Here is a 20843-nt window from a genome sequence, read left to right as displayed (position 1 = left end):
GAACGTACACGTCAACGGAATCGAATACAGTCGGTCATCCCGCTTCGCTCAATGAAACGCAAGCCAAAACCCGGCTTGCCGAGGCTGTTTGTTCGCCCTAAATATCAACAGCGTAAAATCATCTGGCGCATTTTCAGCTGGATACCCAATCGCCACACCCTCCGACAAGCTCATAAAAAGTTATGCTGTGATGGTCTCGCTGGCTTGTGTCATGCGGTGAATGCGACGGATTTTTCAAACAGAGCCTAACAGACTTACCGCTACCTCTGTGGCGGTTTGTGGTCAGTAACTAGATCCGAACGCACCGTGGGCTGTGAAAAAACAAGCGAAAAATGCATGTTCAGAACGGCGATGATCCCTATCAGTCAGCAATCGATACCGATGCCCTCGGTGGTGCCATCGAACACCGCGACAAGGAAACGGCGCTTTTTATCGCCCATCGGTTACTAGGCGCCTGTGCGGTGATGGGATACTCCAGCCTGATCCTGTGCCTGAAAGACCTTCAGGCTCAGTTGCTGGTGGAGGATTTCGTTCAGGCTCACGCCTGGCTGTTGCAGTTGAGGGAGAACTTGGCACAGAGCATTTGTGCGCAGGCACCGTCCAAACATTAACCGGTTTTGCCGTTGGGGAGGGTGTGCCGCGAAAGTGGGCACTTAGGTAGTGACCGGGGCAGGATGCGAGAGTTTTTAGATCGATCCGTTATATAAGATGAAGGGTCGCCTGTGGGCCATTCGCCGGTAGGCGGCCCGTACGAAAAGGGGCCGCACCGCCGGCGATGAGGTTCCAGGTGTCAGGCCAGGTTCACCGTTGCCACCGGCTTGCGTGACGCCAGGCTGACCAGCACGAAGCTCGCCAGGCCGATGGCCAGGCTGTAGTAGATCGGCGAGTTGGCGTCCAGGCCGTCCTTGAACATGAAGAACAAGGCGGTGGCGAAGCCCAGCGTCATGCTGGCGATGGCGCCGGCGGTGGTCGCGCGCTTCCAGAAGATCGCACCCATCAGCGGGATCAGCATGCCGCCCACCAGCAGGTTGTAGGCCAGGGTCAGGGCGCTGATCACGTCATTCACCGCCAGGGCGATCCCCAGCACCACCAGGCCGGTCAACAGGGTGAACAGGCGGTTGATACCCAGGCTCGACTGCTTGCCGCCGCGCAGTTTCGGCAGCAGGTCTTCGGTCAGGGTGGTCGAGGCGGCCAGCAGGCCCGCGCTGGCGGTGGACATCATCGCGGCCAGGGCGGCGGCCATCAGCAGGCCACGGATGCCCTCGGGCAGCTGGCCCTTGATCATCTCGGCGAAGGCGTTGTTCGGGTTGGCCAGGTCCGGCATCAGCACGTGGGCGGCCATGCCGATCAGCGCGCAGGCCAGGCCGTACAGTACGCAGTAGACACCGGCGGTGGTGCCGGCGCGCTGGCAGACCTTCTCGTCACGGGCGGTGAATACCCGCTGCCAGATGTCCTGGCCGATCAGGATGCCGAAGAAGTAGATCAGGAAGTAGGTGATGATGGTGTCCCAGCCGATGGTGGTCCAGCTGAAGCTGGCCGCCGGCAGCTTGGCCACCAGGGCGTCCCAGCCGCCGGCCTTGTACAGGCACACCGGCAGCAGGATGAACATCAGGCCCACGGTCTTGATCACGAACTGGACGATGTCGGTCAGGGTCAGCGACCACATGCCGCCGATGGTCGAGTACACCACCACCACACCGCCGCCGAACAGCAGGGCCATCCAGAAGGGAACGTCGAGCAGTACCTGCAGCACGGTGCCCATGGCCAGGGTCGAGGTCACCGCGATCATCAGCGCGTAGGCGAGCATGATCGCCGCGCTGGCCTGGCGGGCCATCGGGTTGTAGCGGCGCTCCAGCACCTGGGTCACGGTGAAGATCTTCAGGCGCAGCAGCGGCTTGGCCAGGAACAGGTTGAGCGCGATGATCCCCAGGCCCAGGGCGGCGCACAGCCAGAAGCCGGAGATGCCGTGCACATAGCCCAGGCGCACGGTGCCGACGGTGGAGGCGCCGCCCAGCACGGTGGTGGCCATGGTGCCCATGTACAGGGTCGGGCCGAGGTTGCGCCCGGCCACCAGATAGTCTTCGTGGGTCTTCGCGCGCCGCATGCCGTACCAGCCAAGCGCGAGCATGCCGGCGGCATAGATCAGTACAACGATGATGTCCAAGGCCATTGGGGGTCTCCCGATTATCTTTATTATGGCGAGATCGGCCGTCCGGACGGTGCAAGGCGCCCGGCGGTTCTGTCTTGTGTTGGCGGGCCTCTATGGCCCTCCCGAATGGCTCCTGCCGGGGTCAAACTTTCAGGACGTCTATCACTACCCTGTAGGAGCGGCTTCAGCCGCGAAGCAGGCGCCGCCATATCCGGGCACCCGCTTCGCGGGTGATCGCGGCTGAAGCCGCTCCTACAGGGAAGAGGTCCGCCTTAGCGGCGCACCACGCCCGGCAGCACGCAGAGCATTTCGAACAGCAGGTTGGCGCCCAGCAACGAGGTGTTGCCGGTGGTGTCATAGGGTGGGGAAACTTCGACCAGGTCGCAGCCGATCAGGTCCAGGCCGTGGCAGCCGCGGATGATCTCCATCGCCTGGATGGTGGTCAAGCCGCCGATCTCCGGGGTGCCGGTGCCGGGCGCCCAGGCCGGGTCGATGCCGTCGATGTCGAACGACAGGTACACCGGGCCGCCACCGACCTTCTCGCGCACTTCGGCCATCAGCGGCGCCAGCGACTTGTGCCAGCACTCCTCGGCCTGCACCACGCGAAAGCCCTGGCGGCGGCTCCAGTTGAAGTCGTCGGCGGTGTAGCCCTGGGCGCGCAGGCCGATCTGCACCACGCGGTCGCAATCGAGCAGCCCCTCTTCCACGGCGCGGCGGAAGGTGGTGCCGTGGGCGATCTTCTCGCCGAACATGTGGTCGTTGACGTCGGCGTGGGCATCGATGTGGACCAGGCCGATCTTGCCGTGCTTCTTGTGCAGGGCACGCAGGATCGGCAGGGTGATGGTGTGGTCGCCGCCCAGGGTCAGCGGGATGACATTGTGCTCGACGATCTCGTCGTAGGCCTCTTCGATGATGCGCACGGCGTCGAGCAGGTTGAAGGTGTTGATCGCCACGTCACCGATGTCGGCCACCGACAGCGAGTCGAACGGGGCGGCGCCAGTGGCCATGTTGTAGGGGCGGATCATCACCGACTCGGCGCGGATCTGCCGCGGGCCGAAGCGGGTGCCGGAACGCAGCGAGGTGCCGATGTCCAGCGGCACGCCGATGAACGCGGCGTCCAGGCCTTCGGCGCTTTGCAGGTGGGGCAGGCGAAGCATGGTGGCGATGCCGCCGAAACGCGGCATTTCGTTGCCGCCCAGTGGTTGGTGGAGAATCTTGTCCACGGTGGGCCTCATCAGTCGGTCGATTGTTCTGTTTGTTCGAACCTGTGCCGCCGCGCGCCTGGATCATCTGGTCATGCTGGCGGGCAGGGACATTTCGCCGCAGTCTGCGCAAGGTAGTGGCCGGGAAGAATCGCTACCGACAAATACTTACTTCAGGATTCTCTGAACTATCGGCCGGCAAGCGGGTTAGACTCTGGCGATTTCCACCCTGCGGAGCCTGCGCCATGGCCTCATCGCTGCCCGACCTGAAACTGCTGCGCATCTTCGCCAGCGTGGTGCGCCACCAGGGGTTCGCCAACGCCCAGCGTGACCTCAACCTGTCGACCTCGGCGATCAGTACCTACATGAGCCAGCTTGAAGGCGCCCTCGGGATCGTGCTCTGTCACCGTGGCCGGGGCGGCTTCAGCCTGACCAGCAAGGGCGAGTTGTTCCATCAGGAGACCCTGCGCCTGCTGGGCGAGCTGGACGGCTTCGAGCAGTACGCCGCCGCGCTCAAAGGCGAACTGCGCGGCACCCTGAACCTGGGGGTGATCGATTCCACCGTTGGCGACAGCGCCCTGCCGCTGGCCGAGGCCATCGGCGCCTACAGCCAGGAACACCCGGCGGTGCACCTGCACCTGTCGGTGTCCAGTCCCTATGAATTGCAGCTCGGCGTGCAGGACAATCGTCTGGACCTGGCCATCGGCGCGTTTTCCTCGCGTATGAGCGGGCTGCTCTACCAGCCGTTGTACCGCGAGCAGCACTGGCTGTATTGCAGCAGCCGCCACCCGCTGTTCGCCGAACGACGCATCCCCGAACCGGTGGTCACCCAGCAGCGCATGGTCGGGCGTGGCTACTGGAGCCAGGCCGAGCTGGCCCGGCATGGCTTCAAGCACAGCGCCGCTACCGTGGAGAGCATGGAGGCACAACTGATTCTGATTCTCTCCGGCGCCTACATCGGCTACCTGCCCGAGCACTATGCCCAGGCCTGGGTCGACAAGGGCGACCTGCGGGTCTTGTCGCCGGCCACCTTCGGTTACCAGGCGCCGTTTTCCCTGATCATTCGTCGTGGGCGCAGCCGGGAACCGTTGATCCAGACGTTCCGCGACCTGCTCAAAAGCCAGCTCAACGTGGGCTGAAGCAGACGTTGTTCAATCCGCTCGGTCAGGTCGAGCGAATTTCCTACAAAACTTGACCGCTGGCGTGCTGGCCTTCTGCTAAATATCTACTTGCTTTGATGATTTTCCCACTCATCTGGATAAGCAAGGGATCGCCAACGATGCGCATGAATTTGCCCGTCACCGAGCACGAAAGAACCTTTCCCCAAGACCAGCGGCTGATCTCCACCACCGACCTGAACAGTCGCATTACCTATTGCAACGACGCATTCGTGGCCATCAGCGGCTTCACCTACGACGAACTGGTCGGCCAGCCGCACAACCTGGTGCGTCATCCCGACATGCCGCCGGCGGTCTTCGGGCACATGTGGGACACCATCAAGCAAGGCAAGCCCTGGATGGGCGTGGTCAAGAACCGCGCCAAGAACGGCGATTTCTACTGGGTCAGCGCCTATGTCACGGCGGTGTACGAGAACGGCCGCATCAGTGGCTACGAATCGGTGCGCTCAGTGCCGAGTCGAGAGCAGATCCGCCGGGCGGAGCAGCTGTATGCCCGTCTGCGCGCGGGGCGTTCGCCGGTACCCCTGGCGGCGCGCCTGGGACACGGGATCGGCCACGGCTGGCCATTGATCGGCGCGGGCCTGCTCTCGGCCGCCGCCTACCTGTGGTTGCCGCCCTACGCGGCGCTGGGGGTGCTGATGGCCAGCCTGCTGGCGGCCTGGTACGTGGTCGAGCACCGGCAGAACCAGTCGATCCGTCGCACCCTCGAAGAGCACCCCAAGGCCTTCACCAGCCCGCTGGTGGCCCTGACCTACAGTGACAACCCCGGCCTGCAGGGCCAGCTCGATCTGGCCATCATCAGCGAAGAGGCGCGCCTGCAGACCGCGTTGACCCGCCTGGTGGATGCCGGTGTCGGGGTCAAGTCACGGGCCGCGCAGTCCGCCGGGTTGTCCGATGCCCAGGCGCGGATGCTCGACCGCCAGCGCAGCGAGACCGATCAGTCGGCCACCGCCATCGCGCAGATGGCGGCGACCATCCAGCAGGTGACCCATAACGTGCAGACCACCGCCCACGCCGCCAGCGACGCCGACCAGCTGGCCCAGCAGGGCAGCGATCTGGCGCAGCAGAGCCTGCGCGCCATGGGCAGCATGAACGAGGCGGTCAGCGACATCGGCCAGGCGGTCAACGCCCTGGCCGAGCAGACCCAGTCCATTGGCAGCGTGGTGGACGTGATCACCTCGATTGCCGAGCAGACCAACCTGCTGGCGCTCAATGCCGCCATCGAGGCGGCGCGGGCCGGCGAGCAGGGCCGGGGCTTCGCCGTGGTGGCCGACGAGGTGCGGTCGCTGGCGCAGCGCACCCGCGCCTCGACCGAGGAGATCCACCACATCATCTCCACCCTGCGTTCCGGTGCCGACCGCGCGGTGGCCAGCGCCAGCCGCGGGCAGCAGATCTCCAGTGACAGTGTGCACAGCGTCGAGGCGGTGCAGGAGGCGTTGTCGGGCATCGCCCAGGCGATCAGCCGCATCACCGGCATGAGCCAGCAGATGGCCACGGCATCCGAGCAGCAGAGCCATGTGGCCGAGGACATCAACCAGCAGATCGTACGCATCGCTCATTTGTGCGACGAGAGCGCGGGGCAGGCCAAGCAGGGCGCCGAGATCAGCCAGGACCTGGAGCGCATGGCGGAGTACCTGCACAGCCTGGCGGAGCGGTTCAACCGCTGAAGCTGTAGCGGGTAACAGTAGAGGCGTGGGAGCGGGCTTGCCCCGCGATTGCGGTGCCGGCTTTGTCGCGGGGCAAGCCCGCTCCCACGTATGCCTCGCAGCAAACTGGGGATGGCTGCCCTGTGGCAAACTACCCGCCCCAAGGAGTTCCTCATGCCAAGACCCCGCTGCGAGCGCTGCCAGCGCCCGCTCGCCCATTGCCTCTGCCCACTGATCCCGCACCTGGACAGCCGTACCCGCGTGGTTGTGCTGCAACACCCCAGTGAAACCGCCCACGCCCTGAACACGGCGCGCCTGGCGGCCCTTGCGCTGGTCAATGCCGAGCTGCGGATCGGCGAGGTGTTCGATGACCTGGAGACCTTGCTGACGACACCGGGTTATCGCCCGGTCCTGTTGTTCCCAGGTGATGAGGCAGAGGTCTTGCAGGCATACGGGCAGGGTGATGATCTGCCGTTGCTGCTGATCGTACCTGACGGTACCTGGCGCAAGGCACGCAAGATGCTCTACCTGAACCCGCAGCTGGAAGCGTTGCCACGGGTGACGCTGGGCGCGGTCCTGCCTTCGCGCTACCGGTTGCGCAAGGCACCTGAGCCAGGCGCCGTATCCACCCTCGAGGCGATCGTGCAGGCGCTGAACGTGCTGGAAGCACCTGCTGGCTTCGATGCGTTGTTGCGGCCGTTCGAGGCGTTGATCGACGGGCAGATCGCAGCCATGGGCGCCGAAACCTTCGAGCGTAATCACGGCCAGGGGTGATCAACTGGTTGGCTGTGCCGGCCTTATTGCGGGGCAAGCCCGCGCCCACTGATATCCAGATCGCGGTCAGCGCTCGCGCAAGGCCTCGGTCCGGGCCTTCATCACCGGCTTCAACAGATAGTCCAGCACGCTCTTCTGCCCGGTGATGATGTCCACCGTGGCGACCATCCCCGGGATGATCAGCAGCGGCTTGTTGTCGCCACCCAGATGGTTCTTGTCGGTGCGCACCTGGATCAGGTAGAACGCATTGCCCTTGTCGTCGGTGACGGTGTCCGCGCCGATCAGTTCCAGCTTGGCCTTGAGCCCGCCATAGATGGTGTAGTCGTAGGCGCTGAACTTGACCATCGCGGTTTGTCCAGGATGCAGGAACGCCACATCTTGCGGCCGTACCTTGGCCTCGATCAGCAGGTTGTCCTCGATCGGCACGATCTCCACCAGGTCGCTGCCGGGCTGCACCACGCCGCCGATGGTGTTGACCTTGAGCAGCTTGACGATGCCGCGCACCGGCGACACCACGGTGGTGCGGTTGACCCGGTCGTCGATGGCGATGCTGGTGGCGGTGATCTTCGACAGTTCGGTGCGCTTGTCGTTGAGTTCCTTGGCGGCGTCGGAGCGAAAGCTTGCGTCCGATTCCTGGATCTTGCTGCGGATCTCGGCGATCGCCGCCTCGGCGCGGGGTATGGCCAGGTTGGTCGCGTTCAACTGGCCGCGCGCCTCGACGCTGCGCTGCTTGAGGCGCAGGATCTCCACCGGGGAGATGGCGCCCTTGCTCACCAGCGGCGAGGACATGTCCAGCTCCTGCTGCAACAAGCCCACCGCCGAGCGGTACTGGTCGACCTTGGAACGGAACTCGGCCAGCTCCTGAGTCTTCTGCCGCAGCTGTTCATTGAGGGTCTGCTTCTCGCTGGTCAGGCGGCGCTGGCGTGATTCGTACAGCGCGGCCTCGTCCTCGGCCACCTGCGGGGCCTTGGCGCGGACTTCGCTCGACAGCACGAAGGGGCGGCCTTCGGACTCGGCCGACAGGCGTTCCACCTGCGCGCTGAGGGCGTAACGGTCGGCCTCGCTTTCACCTTTGTTCGACTTGAAGCGCGTGTCGTCCAGGCGCAGGAGGGTGGCGCCCTTGTCGACCATCTGCCCCTCTCGCACGAAGATCTCGGTGACGATGCCGCCTTCGAGGTTCTGCACCACTTGCACCTTGCTCGACGGAATGGCCTTGCCTTCGCCGACGGTGACTTCGTCGAGCACCGCGAAGTTGGCCCAGACCAGTGCCACCAGCAGCAGGATCGCCGCCAGCCACACGGTCAGCCGTGACAGGCTGGGGGACTCCTGCAGGGTGGCGCCGGCCAGCTCTGGCATATAGTCGCGTTCGGCGCGGCTGTCGCCGCCCTGGAGGTAGCTGCGCACGCTGTGGCTGATGGGCATGTTCTACCTCCGATGCAGGCCGGGGCCCGCTCCCACAGGGATTCAAGAGTGTTGGTTCACAGCGCCGCGCCGATACGGCCCTTGCGTAGCGCGTCGATGACCGCATCCTTCGGCCCGTCGGCAACGATCTTGCCGTTGTCCAGCACCAGCAGCCGGTCCACCAGGCTGAGCATCGAGGTGCGGTGGGTGACCAGCAGCAGGGTCTTGCCGGGCACCCAGTTCAGCAGGCGCTGGCGCAGCTGTTCCTCGCTGCTGTTGTCCATGTGGCTGGTGGGCTCGTCGAGTATCAGGATCGGCGGCTCCAGCAGCAGGGCCCGGGCCAGCAGCACGGCCTGGCGCTGGCCGCCGGAGAGCAGTTGGCCGCGCTCGCCCACCGGGCGGTCGAAGCCTTGCGGATGCTGGCGGGCCAGCTCGCTGACGCCGGTCAGTTCGGCGACTTCCAGCATGCGCGCGTCGCTGACGTGCCGTGCGCCGAGGGTGAGGTTGTCGCGCAGGCTGCCGGCCAGCAGCGGCAGGTCGTGTGCCACGTAGCCGAGCTGGCTGCGCAGGTCGCTGATATCCAGTTGGCGCAGGTCGAGGTTGTCCAGCAGCACCTGGCCTTCGTCGGGGTGATGGAAGCCCATCAACAGCCGGGCGAGGGTGCTCTTGCCCGAGCCGCTGCGGCCGATGATACCGATGCGTTCGCCCGGCTTGAGGGTGGCGCTCACGTCGTTGAGGGCTGGCGCCGTTTGCCCGGCATAGCGGAAGGTGGCGTGGTTGATGGTGATGCCACCTTGCAGCGCGGTGTGTTCCAGCGCCTGGTGCTCGGCCTCGCGCTCCTGGGGCAGGCTCATCAGGGCATCGGTGCTGCGCATGGTCAGCTGGGCCTGCTGGTAGCGGGTGATCAGCCCGGCGATCTGGCCGAGCGGGGCGAGCACCCGGCTGCCGAGCATGTAGCTGGCCACCAGCGCGCCGACACTGAGGTTGCCGGCGATGATGCTGTACACCCCGGCGACGATCGTCGCCATGCCGCAGAACTGCTGGATGAACAGGGTGCCGTTGCTGGCCAGCGACGAGAGGTTGCGGGCATGGGCGTCGAGGCGGGCGATGGCGCCGTTGGTGTGTTCCCACTGGTACTGGCGTTCGCTTTCAGCGCCGCAGGCCTTGAGGGTTTCCAGGCCGCCGAGGGTCTCGATCAGCAGCGCCTGGCGCACTGCGCCGAGGCTCAGGCTTTTTTGCACGGTGTCGCGCAGGCGCACCTGGATGAACAGCGCCAGGCCTACCGCCAGCGGGAAGGCGATCAGCGGGATCACCACCAGCCAGCCCCCGAGCAGGCCGATCACCAGCAGCATCAGGGCCACGAACGGCAGGTCGATGATGCTGGTCAGGGTCACTGCGGTGAGGAATTCGCGTAGCCCCTGGAAGTCATGGATGCTCTGGGCGAAGCCACCGATGGTGGCCGGGCGCGCCTTCATGCTCATGCCGGTGATGCGTTCAAACAAGGTGGCGGAGAGAATCAGGTCGGTCTTCTTGCCGGCCTGGTCCAGCAGGTGGGCACGGACCATGCGCAGCACCAGTTCGAAGGCGGTACCGATGAACAGGCCGGCGACCAGCACCCAAAGGGTGGACAGCGCCTGGTTGGGGACCACGCGGTCGTAGGTCTGCATGACGAACAGCGGCACCATCAGGCCCAGCAGGTTGATCAGCAGGCTGGCCAGCAGGGCATCACTGTACAGCCAGCGGGAGTGGCGCAGGGTGTCGCGGAACCAGGCGTTGACCCGCGGGATCAGCGGCGCGCGCACGTCCTCCAGGGTATGCCGTGGGCGGGCGAACAGGGCCTGGCCGCTGTAGGCCTCGGCCAGGGCTTCGCGCTCGACCCACTGCTCACCGCCTTCGGCCTCGCATGGCAGCAGCAATGCCCGGCCGTTTTCACCCCACCGTTGCAGCACGGCGCTGCGGCCGTCATTGAGGATCAGCAGCACCGGCAGGTTGAGCGGGGAGATGGCGTTCAGGGCACGCTGCAGTATACGAGCCTGAAGCCCGGCGCGCGCGGCGGCGCGTGGCAGCAGGCCCAGCCCCAGGCGCTGCTCTGCCAGTGGCAGGCCGCTGCACAGGCTGGCACGGCTGGCCATGCAGCCATGCAGCTTGCACAGGATCAGCAGGCCATCGAGCAACGGATCATCAACATCCAGGCGCGGTTGCGCGCTTTGCATACTGGTCACGATGGCCTACTCCTGCCGCGGTGGACGGGAAATGGGCGCTGGCGAAAAATCCCTTGTCTCGTCAGAACCTAACGCATGTCAGGCAATTTCGCCTCGTTGCGCACTTCGGTCTTGGCGATGGCTTCCGGCGGTAGCGAGATACGCTGCTTGCTCAGCAGCTCGCCCATGGTCGCCAGCACCCGGTACATGGAGAACTCTTCGGTATAGCGCACCTCGGTATAGCGACGGTTGGCGTTGTACAGCTCGTTCTCGCTGTCGAGCACGTCGAGCAGGGTGCGCTGGCCCAGGCCGAACTGGTCCTGGTAGGCGGCGCGCACGCGCTGGGTGGTCTCGGCGTACTCGCGGGCGCTCGGGGTCTGCTTGCGGGCATTGTTCATCGCGTTCCAGGCCAGGCTGAGGTTTTCGTTCAGCTCGCGCAGGGCATTGTTGCGGATGTCCATCGCCTGGTTGATCTTGTGCGCGTCCGACTGCAGGCGGGCCTTGTCGCTGCCACCGCGGAACAGGTTGTAGCTGAGCTCGACGCCGGCCTGCCAGTCATTGTTGTCATGCCCTTTCTGGCCGCCAAGGTTGTTGTTGGCACCGGTGGCCAGCACCGCGTCCAGGCGTGGGTAGAAGGGCGACTTGGCCACTTCGTACTGCTGCTCGGCGGAGCGCACGTCAGCCTGCGCCGACTTGAGGTAGGGGTTGTTCTCCAGCATGCCCTGGCGGGCATTGAGCAGGTCGCCCGGCACTTCGCCCTTGATCGTGACGGGTGTTTCCAGTTCATCGGGCAGGCGCCCGACTACGCTGTAGAAGTTGGCCTCGGCGTCGGCCAGGTCGACCTCGGCGGTGTCCAGGTTGTTTTCGGCCAGGGCGCGACGGGCGCGGGACTGGTCGAGGTCGGCGGTGCTGCCCACGCCGCGTTCGCTGCGCAGGCCGATCTGGTCGTTGACCCGCAGGTGGGCCTGCAGGTTGTTCTTGGCCAGGGTTACCAGTTCACGGCGCTTGAGTACCTCGAGGTAGACCTCGATGGCACGCAGGGCGATGCTCTCGGCGGTGGCCTGGGTGTAGTAGGCACGCGAGGTGGCCACCGCTTCGGTGCGGGCGACCTCGTTGGAGGTATTGAAGCCGTCGAACAGCATCTGCCGCAGACGCAGCTCGGATTGGGTGTAGTTGAGCGTTTCCTTGTTGTGGTTACGCGTGCCGTCCGGGTTGAAGCCGCGGGTGTTGGTGTTGTCCGAACGTTGCCGGCCGTAGCCTGCGACCAGATCGACGGTTGGGTAGTACCCCCCGCGGGCGAACTTCACATCCTCGTCGGCCGACAGCCTGCTGTTGCGGCTGGCGCTGATCTCGGGATGCTGGTCCACGGCGTTCTGGACAGCCTCGGTAATCGACATCGCCTGACTGTTGGCACACGCCATGGCCAACAAAATCGCACTGGTGATGGGGGTTAAAGCGCGCATGGGGTACATCTCCCTGGTCTTGAATAATGTCCTGCTATTCGCCAAAAAAATGACGAAAAATTAGAATCAAACCGTTTCAGGTTTGTAACAACAGAGCTAAGAACATTTGTCGGGCGAGCTAAGAAGATTTTTTCATAAGATATATGCGAAAAAAAACTTATGCGGTCTAAGGAATCCGGGACATTGTTTCATTCAGGTGGTTACGGGAATTGGCTGGGACAGGCGATTTTCGGGCCTTGGTGAAAGTTCCAGATTTTTTGCAGCTAAGGAGACAGGGGAGGAAGGCGAAAGCGGAATTTGGCGACAAAAAAATGGCACTGAATAATGGCCATTCGCCCTGTTCACTATCGCGGCAGTCGTCACAGGGAGCGTGGTTTCTCACGAACGTGACAGCAGTGGTTCCAACAACCATGGCACTTGGACCGTTGCGCACATTACCCGGCACGCCTTGATCTGCGAAAAGCCCATCGGCAGGGGAGGCGTACGCTCATGGCTAAATTAGTCGGTGTGGTCGGCAAGGTAGTCGGCCAGGTATTCGCGGTGGGCGATGACGGTCATCGCCGTCTTTTGGTGGAAGGGGATCGCCTGTTCGCCGGCGAGCAACTGGAGACCGGGAGCGAGGGCGCGGTGGCGGTGCGCTTGCAAAACGGTGCCGAGCTGACCTTGGGCCGTGGCAGCAGCCTGGAAATGACCCCCGACCTGCTGGCCAATCGCGCCCCTCATGTACAAACGCCGGACCCGCAGCCCAGCAACGCCCAACTCAGTGACGTCGAGCAACTGCAAAAAGCCATTGCCGCAGGCGCTGACCCCACGCAGGAAGCTGAAGCGACCGCGGCGGGCGGCAACCCTGGCGGCGTGTCGGGTGCGCTCGGTGGCGGCCACAGTTTCGTGATACTGACCGAGGTGGCCGGTCGGGTGGATCCCACCATCGGTTTCCCTACGGCGGGCTTCAACGGCTTCCCTTTGCTGGCCAATCTCGAACTCGGTGGCCTCGATGGCAATGACGACGCACCCCTGCCGGCCACCACGCCAGCCGCAGACAATCCGGTCAGCCTCACCGGCCTGGATGTCAGCCCTGCCGAGTTGATCCTGGACGAGGCGAACCTGCCCCAGGGCTCGGCCAGCAACCCTGCGGCCTTGACCCAGTCGGGAAGCTTCACGGTGGTTGCCGCCGATGGCGTGTTCAACCTCAGTGTCGGAGGCATCAATGTGGTCACCGCGGGCGTGGTGACCGGCGTCGGCCAGTCCATCGTCACCGGGCTCGGCAATGTGCTGACCATCACGGGCTACAACCCGGCCACGGGCGTGGTGAGCTACAGCTACACCCTGACCGGCGCGGAACATCATCCGGACGGTGCCGGGACCAATACGCTGGGCGAGCAGTTCCCGGTGCTGGTCAGCGACACCGATGGCGATGTGGCCAGCGGCACGCTGGACGTTATCGTTCGTGACGATGTGCCACGCGCCGTGAACGACAGCAATGCCAGCACCGCTACCGAGCAGCATCTGGAACTCAGCGGCAATGTGCTGACCAACGATATCCAGGGCGCGGACCGCATTCCCAGCGGCCCGGTGGTGGCCGGTACCTTCGTCGGAACCTACGGCACCTTGGTGCTGGCAGCGAATGGTTCCTACACCTACACCCTCAATACCAACGATCCGGATTTCAAGAACCTGCACGGTGGCGGCAGTGGGGTGGAGAACTTTACCTACACCCTGAAAGACGCCGACGGCGACACCAGCACCGCGACCCTGACCCTCAACGTCAGCAACCTCAATGACCCGGTGACCCTCGGCGGGCTGGACGTCAATGGCGGCGAGCTGACCGTCTACGAGAAGAACCTGGCCGACGGCAGTGCGCCCAATCCCGGTGCGCTGACGCAGAGCGGCACCTTCACGGTGGCGGCGCCCGATGGCCTGCAGACCTTGAGCGTCGGCGGCATCACCGTGGTCAGTGGCGGCGTGGCGGCAAGTTTCCCGCAGTCGATCACCACTGCGCTGGGCAACACCCTGACCATCACCGGTTTCAACCCGGCCACGGGTGTGATCAGCTACAGCTACACCTTGCTGGACAACGAGAACCACGCCAGCGGCGACGGCGCCAACAGCCTGTCCGAGCACTTCACCGTCACCGCCACGGACACCGATGGCAGCACGGCCACTGGCTCGCTGGACGTGAACATCATCGACGACCTGCCCAAGGCCAATCCCGATGCGGCCAGTGTCGTCGAAGGCGGCACGGTCAGCGGCAATGTGCTCGACAACGATACGTCCGGCGCGGACGTGCGGGCCGATGGTCGTTACGTGGTGGGTGTGCGAGCCGGCTCCGATACCTCGACATCGGCCAGTGGCCAATTGGGCGATCCGGTCCAGGGCCAGTACGGTTACCTGACCCTCGATGCCCAAGGCAACGCCACCTATCACGCCAACCCCAACGCCGTCGCTCCGGCGGGCGCCACGGATGTCTTCGTCTATACCGTGCGTGACAGTGACGGCGACGAAAGCACCACCACCCTTACCATCGACGTGCGCGATTGCTCGCTGATCGCCGGGCCTGACAGCGAGGTCACGGTCTACGAGAAAGCACTTGACCTGAACAAGGATGGCAACGACCTGGCCGGTGGCAATGTTACCGGCAGTGAACCGGGCTCCACCGGCGAGACGGCCAGCGGTTCGTTGGCCAGTTCCGTCAGCGGTGGCGTGGGCGGGCTGACCTTCACCCTGGTCGGCAACGCCGCCGGCCAGTATGGCCAGATCCAACTGAATTCGGACGGCACCTACACCTACACCTTGACCTCCGCGCCGAACTCGCCGAATCACGTCAACGACGGCCCGAATGTGTTGACGGAATCCTTCACCTACCAGGTCAAGGATTCGCTCGGCAACACCACCACCAGCACCATCGTGATCAACATCGTCGACGACGTGCCCAAGGCTCACAGCGACTTTGCCAATGTTTACGAAGGCGGCACTGTCAGCGGCAATGTGCTGGTCAACGATGTGACCGGCGCCGATGTGCGGGCCGATGGGCAGTATGTGGTCGGCGTGCGTGCAGGCAGCGACACCTCGACCTCGGCCACCGGCCAGCTGGGCAGCAACGTGGCGGGGCAATATGGCTACCTGACGCTCGACGCCCAGGGCAATGCCACCTATCACGCCAATCCCAATTCGGTGGCGCCGGCCGGTGCCACGGACGTGTTCGTCTACACCATCCGCGATGCCGATGGCGACGAAAGCACCACCACGATCACCATCAACGTGCACGACAACTCCCTGGTCGCCTGCCCGGATGACACGGCCAAGGTCTACGAGAAAGCCCTGGACCTGGCCAAGGACGGCAACGACCTGGCAGCGGGCAATGTCACCGGCAGCGATCCGCAGTCCAGTGCGGAAACCACCAGTGGTTCGCTGGCAGGCTCGGTCAGCGGCGGTATCGGTGGGTTGACCTTCACCCTGGTCGGCAATGCCACCGGCCAGTATGGCCAGATCCAGTTGAACAGTGATGGCAGCTACACCTACACCCTGACCTCGGCGGCGAACTCGCCCAATCACGTCAACGATGGCCCGAACGTGGTCACCGAGAGCTTCACCTACCAGGTCAAGGATTCGCTCGGCAACACCACCACCAGCACCATTGTGGTCAGCATCGTCGACGACGTGCCCAAGGCCCATAGCGATTTCGTCAATGTCTACGAAGGCGGCACGGTCAGCGGCAATGTGCTGGTCAACGACGTGGTTGGTGCCGATGTGCGTGTCGATGGGCAGTATGTGGTCGGCGTGCGTGCCGGCAGCGACACCTCGACCTCGGCCATTGGTCAGCTGGGCAGCAACGTGGCGGGGCAATATGGCTACCTGACGCTCGACGCCCAGGGCAATGCCACCTACCACGCCAACCCCAATGCGGTGGCGCCAGCCGGTGCCACGGACGTGTTCGTCTACACCATCCGCGACGCCGATGGCGATGAAAGCACCACCACCCTCACCATCGATGTGCACGACATTTCGCTGGTGGCCTGCCCGGACGAGACGGCCAAGGTCTATGAGAAAGCCCTGGACCTGACCAAGGACGGCAACGACCTGGCTGCGGGCAATGTCACCGGCAGCGACCCGCACGCCACCACGGAAACCACCAGCGGTTCGCTGGCAGGCTCGGTCAGTGGCGGTATCGGTGCCTTGACCTTCACCCTGGTCGGCAATGCCACCGGCCAGTATGGCCAGATCCAGTTGAACAGCGATGGCAGCTATACCTACACCCTGACCTCGGCGCCGAACTCGCCCAACCACGTCAACGATGGCCCGAACCTGGTCACCGAGAGCTTCACCTACCAGGTCAAGGATTCGCTCGGCAACACCACCACCAGCACCATCGTGGTCAGCATCGTCGACGACGTGCCCAAGGCCCATTGCGACGTGGCTTCGGTCAAGGAGGGGGCCAGTGTCAGCGGCAATGTGCTGGACAACGACGTGGTCGGCGCCGATGTGCGTGCCGACGGGCAGTACGTGGTCGGTGTGCGCGCCGGCTCCGACACCTCTACCTCGGCCATCGGCCATGTCGGCGACACCATCGTCGGCCAGTACGGCTACCTGACCCTGGACAGCCAGGGCAACGCCACCTACCACGCCAACCCCGACAGCGTGCCGGCCTCCGGCGCGACCGACAGCTTCGTCTACACCATCCGTGACGCCGACGGCGACGAGAGCACCACGACCATTCGCATCAATGTGCAGGACAGCAAGCTGGTGGCGTGCGAGGACAACGACGTCACGGTGTATGAAAAAGCCCTGGACCTGCACAAGGACGGCAATGACCTGGCCGCCGGCACCGTCACCGGCAGCGATCCGGGCTCCACTGGCGAGACGGCCTCCGGCAGCCTGGTCGGTTCGGTCCAGGGCGGCGTCGGCGCCCTGACCTACAGCCTGGTCGGCAATGCCGTGGGCCAGTACGGGCAGATCCAGCTCAATGCCGACGGTTCCTACACCTACACCCTGACCTCGGCGCCGAAGACCCCGGGTGGTGCCAACGACGGCGCCAACACCGTCAACGAGTACTTCACCTACAAGGCTACCGACGCCTTGGGCAATAGCGTCACCAGCACCATTGCCATCAACATCGTCGACGATATGCCGACGGTGCAGTGCGCGGTACGCAGCATCACGCCCGGCCAGGTGGACTCCAACATCCTGCTGGTGGTGGATGTGTCCAGCAGCATGGCGGCAAGCTCCGGCGTGCCGGGGCTGACCCGCCTGGAACTGGCCAAGCAGGCGATCAATGCCTTGCTCGACAAGTACGACGAGATGGGCGACATCAAGGTGCAGATCGTCACCTTCGGCACCGGTGCGCAGGTGCAGACCCCGGTGTGGGTCACGATCGGCGAGGCCAAGAACCTGATCGCCGGGCTCAGCCCAGGCGGCTCGACCTACTACGATTCGGCAGCGACCAAGGCCCAGGAAGCCTTCGCCACAACGGGCAAGCTGGTGGGCGCGCAGAACATCAGCTACTTCTTCTCCGACGGTGAGCCCACCAATGGTCATGCCATGACCGCGCCACGGGAAGCCGCCTGGGAATCCTTCCTCGACAGCAACGGCATCAAGTCCTACGCCATCGGCATGGGCAGCGGCGTCAACGAGAGCAACCTCGACCCACTGGCCTACGACGGCAGCAGCCATACCGACACCAACTCGGTGGTGGTCACCGACCTCAGCCAGCTAGGCGCGGTGCTCTCCGGCACGGTGCAGGGCGCACCGATTACCGGCAGCCTCATGAGTGGCGGTGATTTCGGGGCTGATGGCGGCTTCATCAAGGCGCTGCTGGTCGATGGCACCACCTACACCTACGATCCGAAGGCCAATGCTGGGCAGGGCGGTTACGCGGCCAGCGGCGGCGTGGACAAAGCCACCTTCGACACCGTGAGCAACAGCCTGAACATCAAGACCGGCCTGGGCGGCACCCTGGTGGTGAACATGGACAGCGGCGAGTTCACCTACACGCCAGCGAAGGACAACGGTAGCGGCCATGTGGAGAAGTTCGGCTTCACTGCCAGCGACAACGACGGCGATATCCGCAGTGCCAGCCTGACGGTCAACATCAACAGCAATGGCGCGCCGGTCGCTGGTGCCGACCACATCATCACCAATATCAAGGGCGCCACCCTGATGGTGCCGGCAGAGGCGCTGCTGGCCAATGACCGCGACCCGGACCACGACACCCTGAGTGCCGCGCCGACCACCTTCAATACCAACTTCGCCGACAAGGGCGCGGGCTTCACGGCGGGCACCCAGGCACAGACCATCAAGTTCGATGCCACCGCCAACAAGGCCGAGAACCAGCTGCGCGATCTGGCCCGCAGCGAGTTCACCAGCCTCAACGGCAGCATGACCGCTGCCCTGGTGGTGGCTGGTTACCTGGGCTCGATCAGCACCGCCAATGCCAACGACGAGGACACCCTGACGGTGACCCTGCGCAAGGGCGAAACCCTCACTCTCGACCATGACCGGCCCGCGGGCAACCTGCTGATGGAGTGGAAGGATGCCGGCGGCAGCTACCAGTCCATCGTCGACGGCGGCAGCTTCACGGCCACCCATGACGGGGTGTACAGCATCCATGTGATCAATACCGAGAACGCCGCTGGCAACAGCAAGGCTGCCGAGAACTACAAGCTGAGCCTGGTGGTGGACTACAGCAATGCCAGCAACGAGGACTATCACGGCAGCTACACCGTCAGCGACAACCATGGCGGCTACGGCAGCGGAGCGGTGGATATCACTTACCAGGCCGGCAACACCCTTACCGGCACCGGCGGTGACGATGTACTGCTGGCTGGGGCCGGCGATACCACCCTCAACGGTGGCGCCGGCAATGATGTGCTGGTGGCGGGGGCGGGCAACAACAGCCTGTACGGTGGTGATGGCGACGACCTGCTGATCGGTGGTCCTGGCAACGACCTGCTCGACGGCGGAGCCGGCAATGACACTGCCAGCTATGCCAAGGCCACCGCCGGCGTGATCGTGGACCTTGGCCATGTCGGGCAGCAGAACACCGTCGGCGCCGGGCTGGACACCCTCAGCGGTATCGAGAATCTGATCGGCTCGGACTACAACGACACCTTGACCGGCAATGACGGTGACAACCTGCTCAACGGCGGCGCGGGCAACGATGTGCTCAAGGGCGGTGCCGGCAACGACATCCTGATTGGCGGGCCGGGCAACGACACCCTGACCGGTGGCAGTGGCAATGACAGCTTTGTCTGGCAGAAGGGCGATACCGGGCATGACACCGTGACCGACTTCACCCCCGGCAGCGATCGCCTGGATCTGTCGCAACTGCTACAGGGTGAGAACGCCACCAGCGCCTCGCTGGACGACTACCTGCACTTCAAGGTCAGCGGCAGCGGCGTCAATGTGGTGTCGACCATCGAGGTCAGCAGCGTCGCTGGCGCGGCGCCGACCCAGACCATCGACCTGGCTGGGGTGGACCTGGCGCAGCATTATGGCGTTTCGGCCGGGGCAGGGGGGCTGATCGCGGCCGGGCATGACACCGCGACCATCATCAACGGCATGCTCAATGACCACTCGTTGAAGGTGGATACGGTGTAAGCCAGCAGCGCATCGCGGGGCAAGTCCGCCCCGCGATGGCGTCACTGTGGCCGGTGCAAGGTCCTCTGCTTGAGGATCCAGGCGCTGACCAGCACCGCGCTGGTCAGCATGAACGCCCGTGCCCAGAACAATGGCACCAGGTAGCAGGACAGCCCGATGCTGGCCCACATCAACCCGATCGCATAGACCTTGCCCTTGAGCGGGATCCCCTCACCACTGAGGTAGTCGCGGATCCAAGGCCCGAGTTTCGGGTGGTTCACCAACCAGTGGTGAAAACGTGGCGAGCTGCGGGCGAAGCAGGCCGCCGCCAGCAGCAGGAACGGGGTGGTGGGCAATACCGGCAGGAAAATCCCCGCTACCCCCAGCGCGACGCTGAGCCAGCCGGCGGCCAGCAGCAGGTAGCGCACCACCTCGATCAGTGGCGGCGTGGTTTGAGCACGGCAGGTTTTTCGTCCGGTGCGTGCTGCAGAAGGAAGAGTGCGCTCAGCGCTTCGGGGATCTGCACGATCATGTCGTCCTGCAGGTTGGCATCGCTGGCAATGTCGGCGAACTCCGGCTGCTCGTCGAACAGGCCCGAGCCGACCATGATCGGCAGGAGCATTTCGCTGACTTCATCCTCGGAGCTGTCGAACCAGGCCTCTTCACGCAGGAACACGCCCTCCATGAAACCGATGCACCAGCCGCGCAGGTCGGAGTCGTCCGGCTCGTCAGTGAGGTCGAGGTCGCACGGCAGGTCGAATTCCTCCTCGCTGGCCAACTGACGGGCGATATGGGCTTTGAGGGCGACCAGTGTGGCTTCGATCTCGGTGCGTTGGGCATCGCTGGCGTAATGGGGTTCTTCGGCGAACAGCGCATCGATCCATTCGCGTTCTGGAACTTCTTCAGAGCAGATCGACAGCGCGGTCAGGTAGCCGTGGGCGGCGACGTAGTCCAGCGCTTCTTCGTGCAGCTCATCGGCGTCGAGGAAGGCTTGCAGGCGGGTCAGTTGCTCGGCGAAGGACATTACAGGGCTACCTTGGGGAATAAACGATGCTGAATTCTAGCACCTTGCGGCGCTCGCGGGGCAAAGGGAACGTCCGTCACCGGGGCATGCCGGGGGGCGCGGCAGTCGGGTATACTCCGCGGTTTTTCGTGCCAGGTGGCGTTTTGCGGCCATCCGGCAAAAACCGCTTACGCATTCGGTGTGTGCGCGGCGGATTTATCGTCCAGCCTGAGTCCAGGATGGTACGGCGATTT

At 64.4% G+C, this 20843-nt stretch carries 12 protein-coding genes and 2 pseudogenes; 7 read left to right on the top strand and 7 right to left on the bottom strand.

The genetic code is table 11. From position 1 onward, the window contains the following. Positions 1–15 precede the first annotated feature (15 nt). Positions 16–220, top strand: a pseudogene (locus AC3WL2_RS10075) (IS5/IS1182 family transposase); the annotation flags it as partial. A gap of 112 nt (positions 221–332) precedes the next feature. Beyond that, entirely contained in the window at positions 333–611 is a 279-nt protein-coding gene (locus AC3WL2_RS10070) for a hypothetical protein (protein WP_102684297.1), read from the top strand. Positions 612–790: 179 nt separating this feature from the next. Here AC3WL2_RS10070 and AC3WL2_RS10065 read toward each other — a convergent pair whose 3' ends face one another. Both AC3WL2_RS10065 and speB read right to left on the bottom strand, forming a co-directional pair. Next, positions 791–2170 carry a sodium:solute symporter family protein gene (locus tag AC3WL2_RS10065; RefSeq protein WP_046854592.1) on the bottom strand — a complete coding sequence of 460 codons (1380 nt, stop codon included), beginning with the start codon at positions 2168–2170 and terminating at the stop codon, positions 791–793. 251 nt (positions 2171–2421) lie between these two features. Then, on the bottom strand, positions 2422–3372 hold the full coding sequence (gene speB, locus AC3WL2_RS10060; protein WP_046854594.1) for an agmatinase: 951 nt from the start codon (positions 3370–3372) through the stop codon (positions 2422–2424). A gap of 224 nt (positions 3373–3596) precedes the next feature. Here speB and AC3WL2_RS10055 point away from each other — a divergent pair, with 224 nt between their 5' ends. From AC3WL2_RS10055 to AC3WL2_RS10040, 4 genes and pseudogenes are all read left to right on the top strand, one after another. Further along, positions 3597–4490, top strand: coding sequence for a LysR family transcriptional regulator (locus AC3WL2_RS10055; protein ID WP_102684298.1), 894 nt, complete (start codon positions 3597–3599; stop codon positions 4488–4490). Between the two features lie 98 nt (positions 4491–4588). Next, a pseudogene (locus AC3WL2_RS10050) lies at positions 4589–4939 on the top strand (PAS domain-containing protein); the annotation flags it as partial. 228 nt (positions 4940–5167) lie between these two features. Continuing rightward, the gene (locus tag AC3WL2_RS10045; protein ID WP_371918135.1) at positions 5168–6196 is read left to right on the top strand and encodes a methyl-accepting chemotaxis protein; all 1029 of its coding nucleotides are present in this window, start codon (positions 5168–5170) and stop codon (positions 6194–6196) included. A 153-nt stretch (positions 6197–6349) separates the two neighbouring features. Next, on the top strand, positions 6350–6949 hold the full coding sequence (locus AC3WL2_RS10040) for a tRNA-uridine aminocarboxypropyltransferase (RefSeq protein WP_102684300.1): 600 nt from the start codon (positions 6350–6352) through the stop codon (positions 6947–6949). Positions 6950–7015: 66 nt separating this feature from the next. Here AC3WL2_RS10040 and AC3WL2_RS10035 read toward each other — a convergent pair whose 3' ends face one another. The 3 genes from AC3WL2_RS10035 to AC3WL2_RS10025 form a co-directional block, all read right to left on the bottom strand. Then, positions 7016–8371: an HlyD family type I secretion periplasmic adaptor subunit gene (locus AC3WL2_RS10035; RefSeq protein ID WP_046854598.1), complete on the bottom strand. Its 1356-nt coding sequence runs from the start codon at positions 8369–8371 to the stop codon at positions 7016–7018. Between the two features lie 56 nt (positions 8372–8427). Further along, positions 8428–10563: a type I secretion system permease/ATPase gene (locus AC3WL2_RS10030; protein ID WP_102684301.1), complete on the bottom strand. Its 2136-nt coding sequence runs from the start codon at positions 10561–10563 to the stop codon at positions 8428–8430. A gap of 77 nt (positions 10564–10640) precedes the next feature. Next, entirely contained in the window at positions 10641–12014 is a 1374-nt protein-coding gene (locus AC3WL2_RS10025) for a TolC family outer membrane protein (RefSeq protein ID WP_102684321.1), read from the bottom strand. A gap of 489 nt (positions 12015–12503) precedes the next feature. Between AC3WL2_RS10025 and AC3WL2_RS10020 the strand changes: the two genes are divergently transcribed. Next, on the top strand, positions 12504–19607 hold the full coding sequence (locus tag AC3WL2_RS10020; RefSeq protein ID WP_102684302.1) for a retention module-containing protein: 7104 nt from the start codon (positions 12504–12506) through the stop codon (positions 19605–19607). Positions 19608–19648: 41 nt separating this feature from the next. On the opposite strand, the gene AC3WL2_RS10015 is transcribed toward AC3WL2_RS10020, so the two are convergent. After that, positions 19649–20014: a YbaN family protein gene (locus AC3WL2_RS10015; protein ID WP_102684303.1), complete on the bottom strand. Its 366-nt coding sequence runs from the start codon at positions 20012–20014 to the stop codon at positions 19649–19651. Between the two features lie 8 nt (positions 20015–20022). Next, on the bottom strand, positions 20023–20610 hold the full coding sequence (locus AC3WL2_RS10010; RefSeq protein WP_102684304.1) for a YecA/YgfB family protein: 588 nt from the start codon (positions 20608–20610) through the stop codon (positions 20023–20025). Between the last annotated feature and the right edge of the window lie 233 nt (positions 20611–20843).

The sequence above is a fragment of the Pseudomonas sp. FW305-96 genome (assembly GCF_058783825.1).
Note: the sequence above shows the minus strand (reverse complement) of the source record. Positions and strands in the feature narration are given on the sequence as shown.

Bases quoted from the DNA above. Each gene is read 5' to 3' on its own strand.
- AC3WL2_RS10025 (WP_102684321.1), bottom strand. From the start codon at position 12,014: ATGCGCGCTTTAACCCCCATCACCAGTGCGATTTTGTTGGCCATGGCG.
- AC3WL2_RS10040 (WP_102684300.1), top strand. From the start codon at position 6,350: ATGCCAAGACCCCGCTGCGAGCGCTGCCAGCGCCCGCTCGCCCATTGC.
- AC3WL2_RS10035 (WP_046854598.1), bottom strand. From the start codon at position 8,371: ATGCCCATCAGCCACAGCGTGCGCAGCTACCTCCAGGGCGGCGACAGC.
- AC3WL2_RS10045 (WP_371918135.1), top strand. From the start codon at position 5,168: ATGGCCAGCCTGCTGGCGGCCTGGTACGTGGTCGAGCACCGGCAGAAC.
- AC3WL2_RS10055 (WP_102684298.1), top strand. From the start codon at position 3,597: ATGGCCTCATCGCTGCCCGACCTGAAACTGCTGCGCATCTTCGCCAGC.
- AC3WL2_RS10070 (WP_102684297.1), top strand. From the start codon at position 333: ATGCATGTTCAGAACGGCGATGATCCCTATCAGTCAGCAATCGATACC.
- AC3WL2_RS10010 (WP_102684304.1), bottom strand. From the start codon at position 20,610: ATGTCCTTCGCCGAGCAACTGACCCGCCTGCAAGCCTTCCTCGACGCC.
- AC3WL2_RS10065 (WP_046854592.1), bottom strand. From the start codon at position 2,170: ATGGCCTTGGACATCATCGTTGTACTGATCTATGCCGCCGGCATGCTC.
- AC3WL2_RS10030 (WP_102684301.1), bottom strand. From the start codon at position 10,563: ATGCAAAGCGCGCAACCGCGCCTGGATGTTGATGATCCGTTGCTCGAT.
- AC3WL2_RS10020 (WP_102684302.1), top strand. From the start codon at position 12,504: ATGGCTAAATTAGTCGGTGTGGTCGGCAAGGTAGTCGGCCAGGTATTC.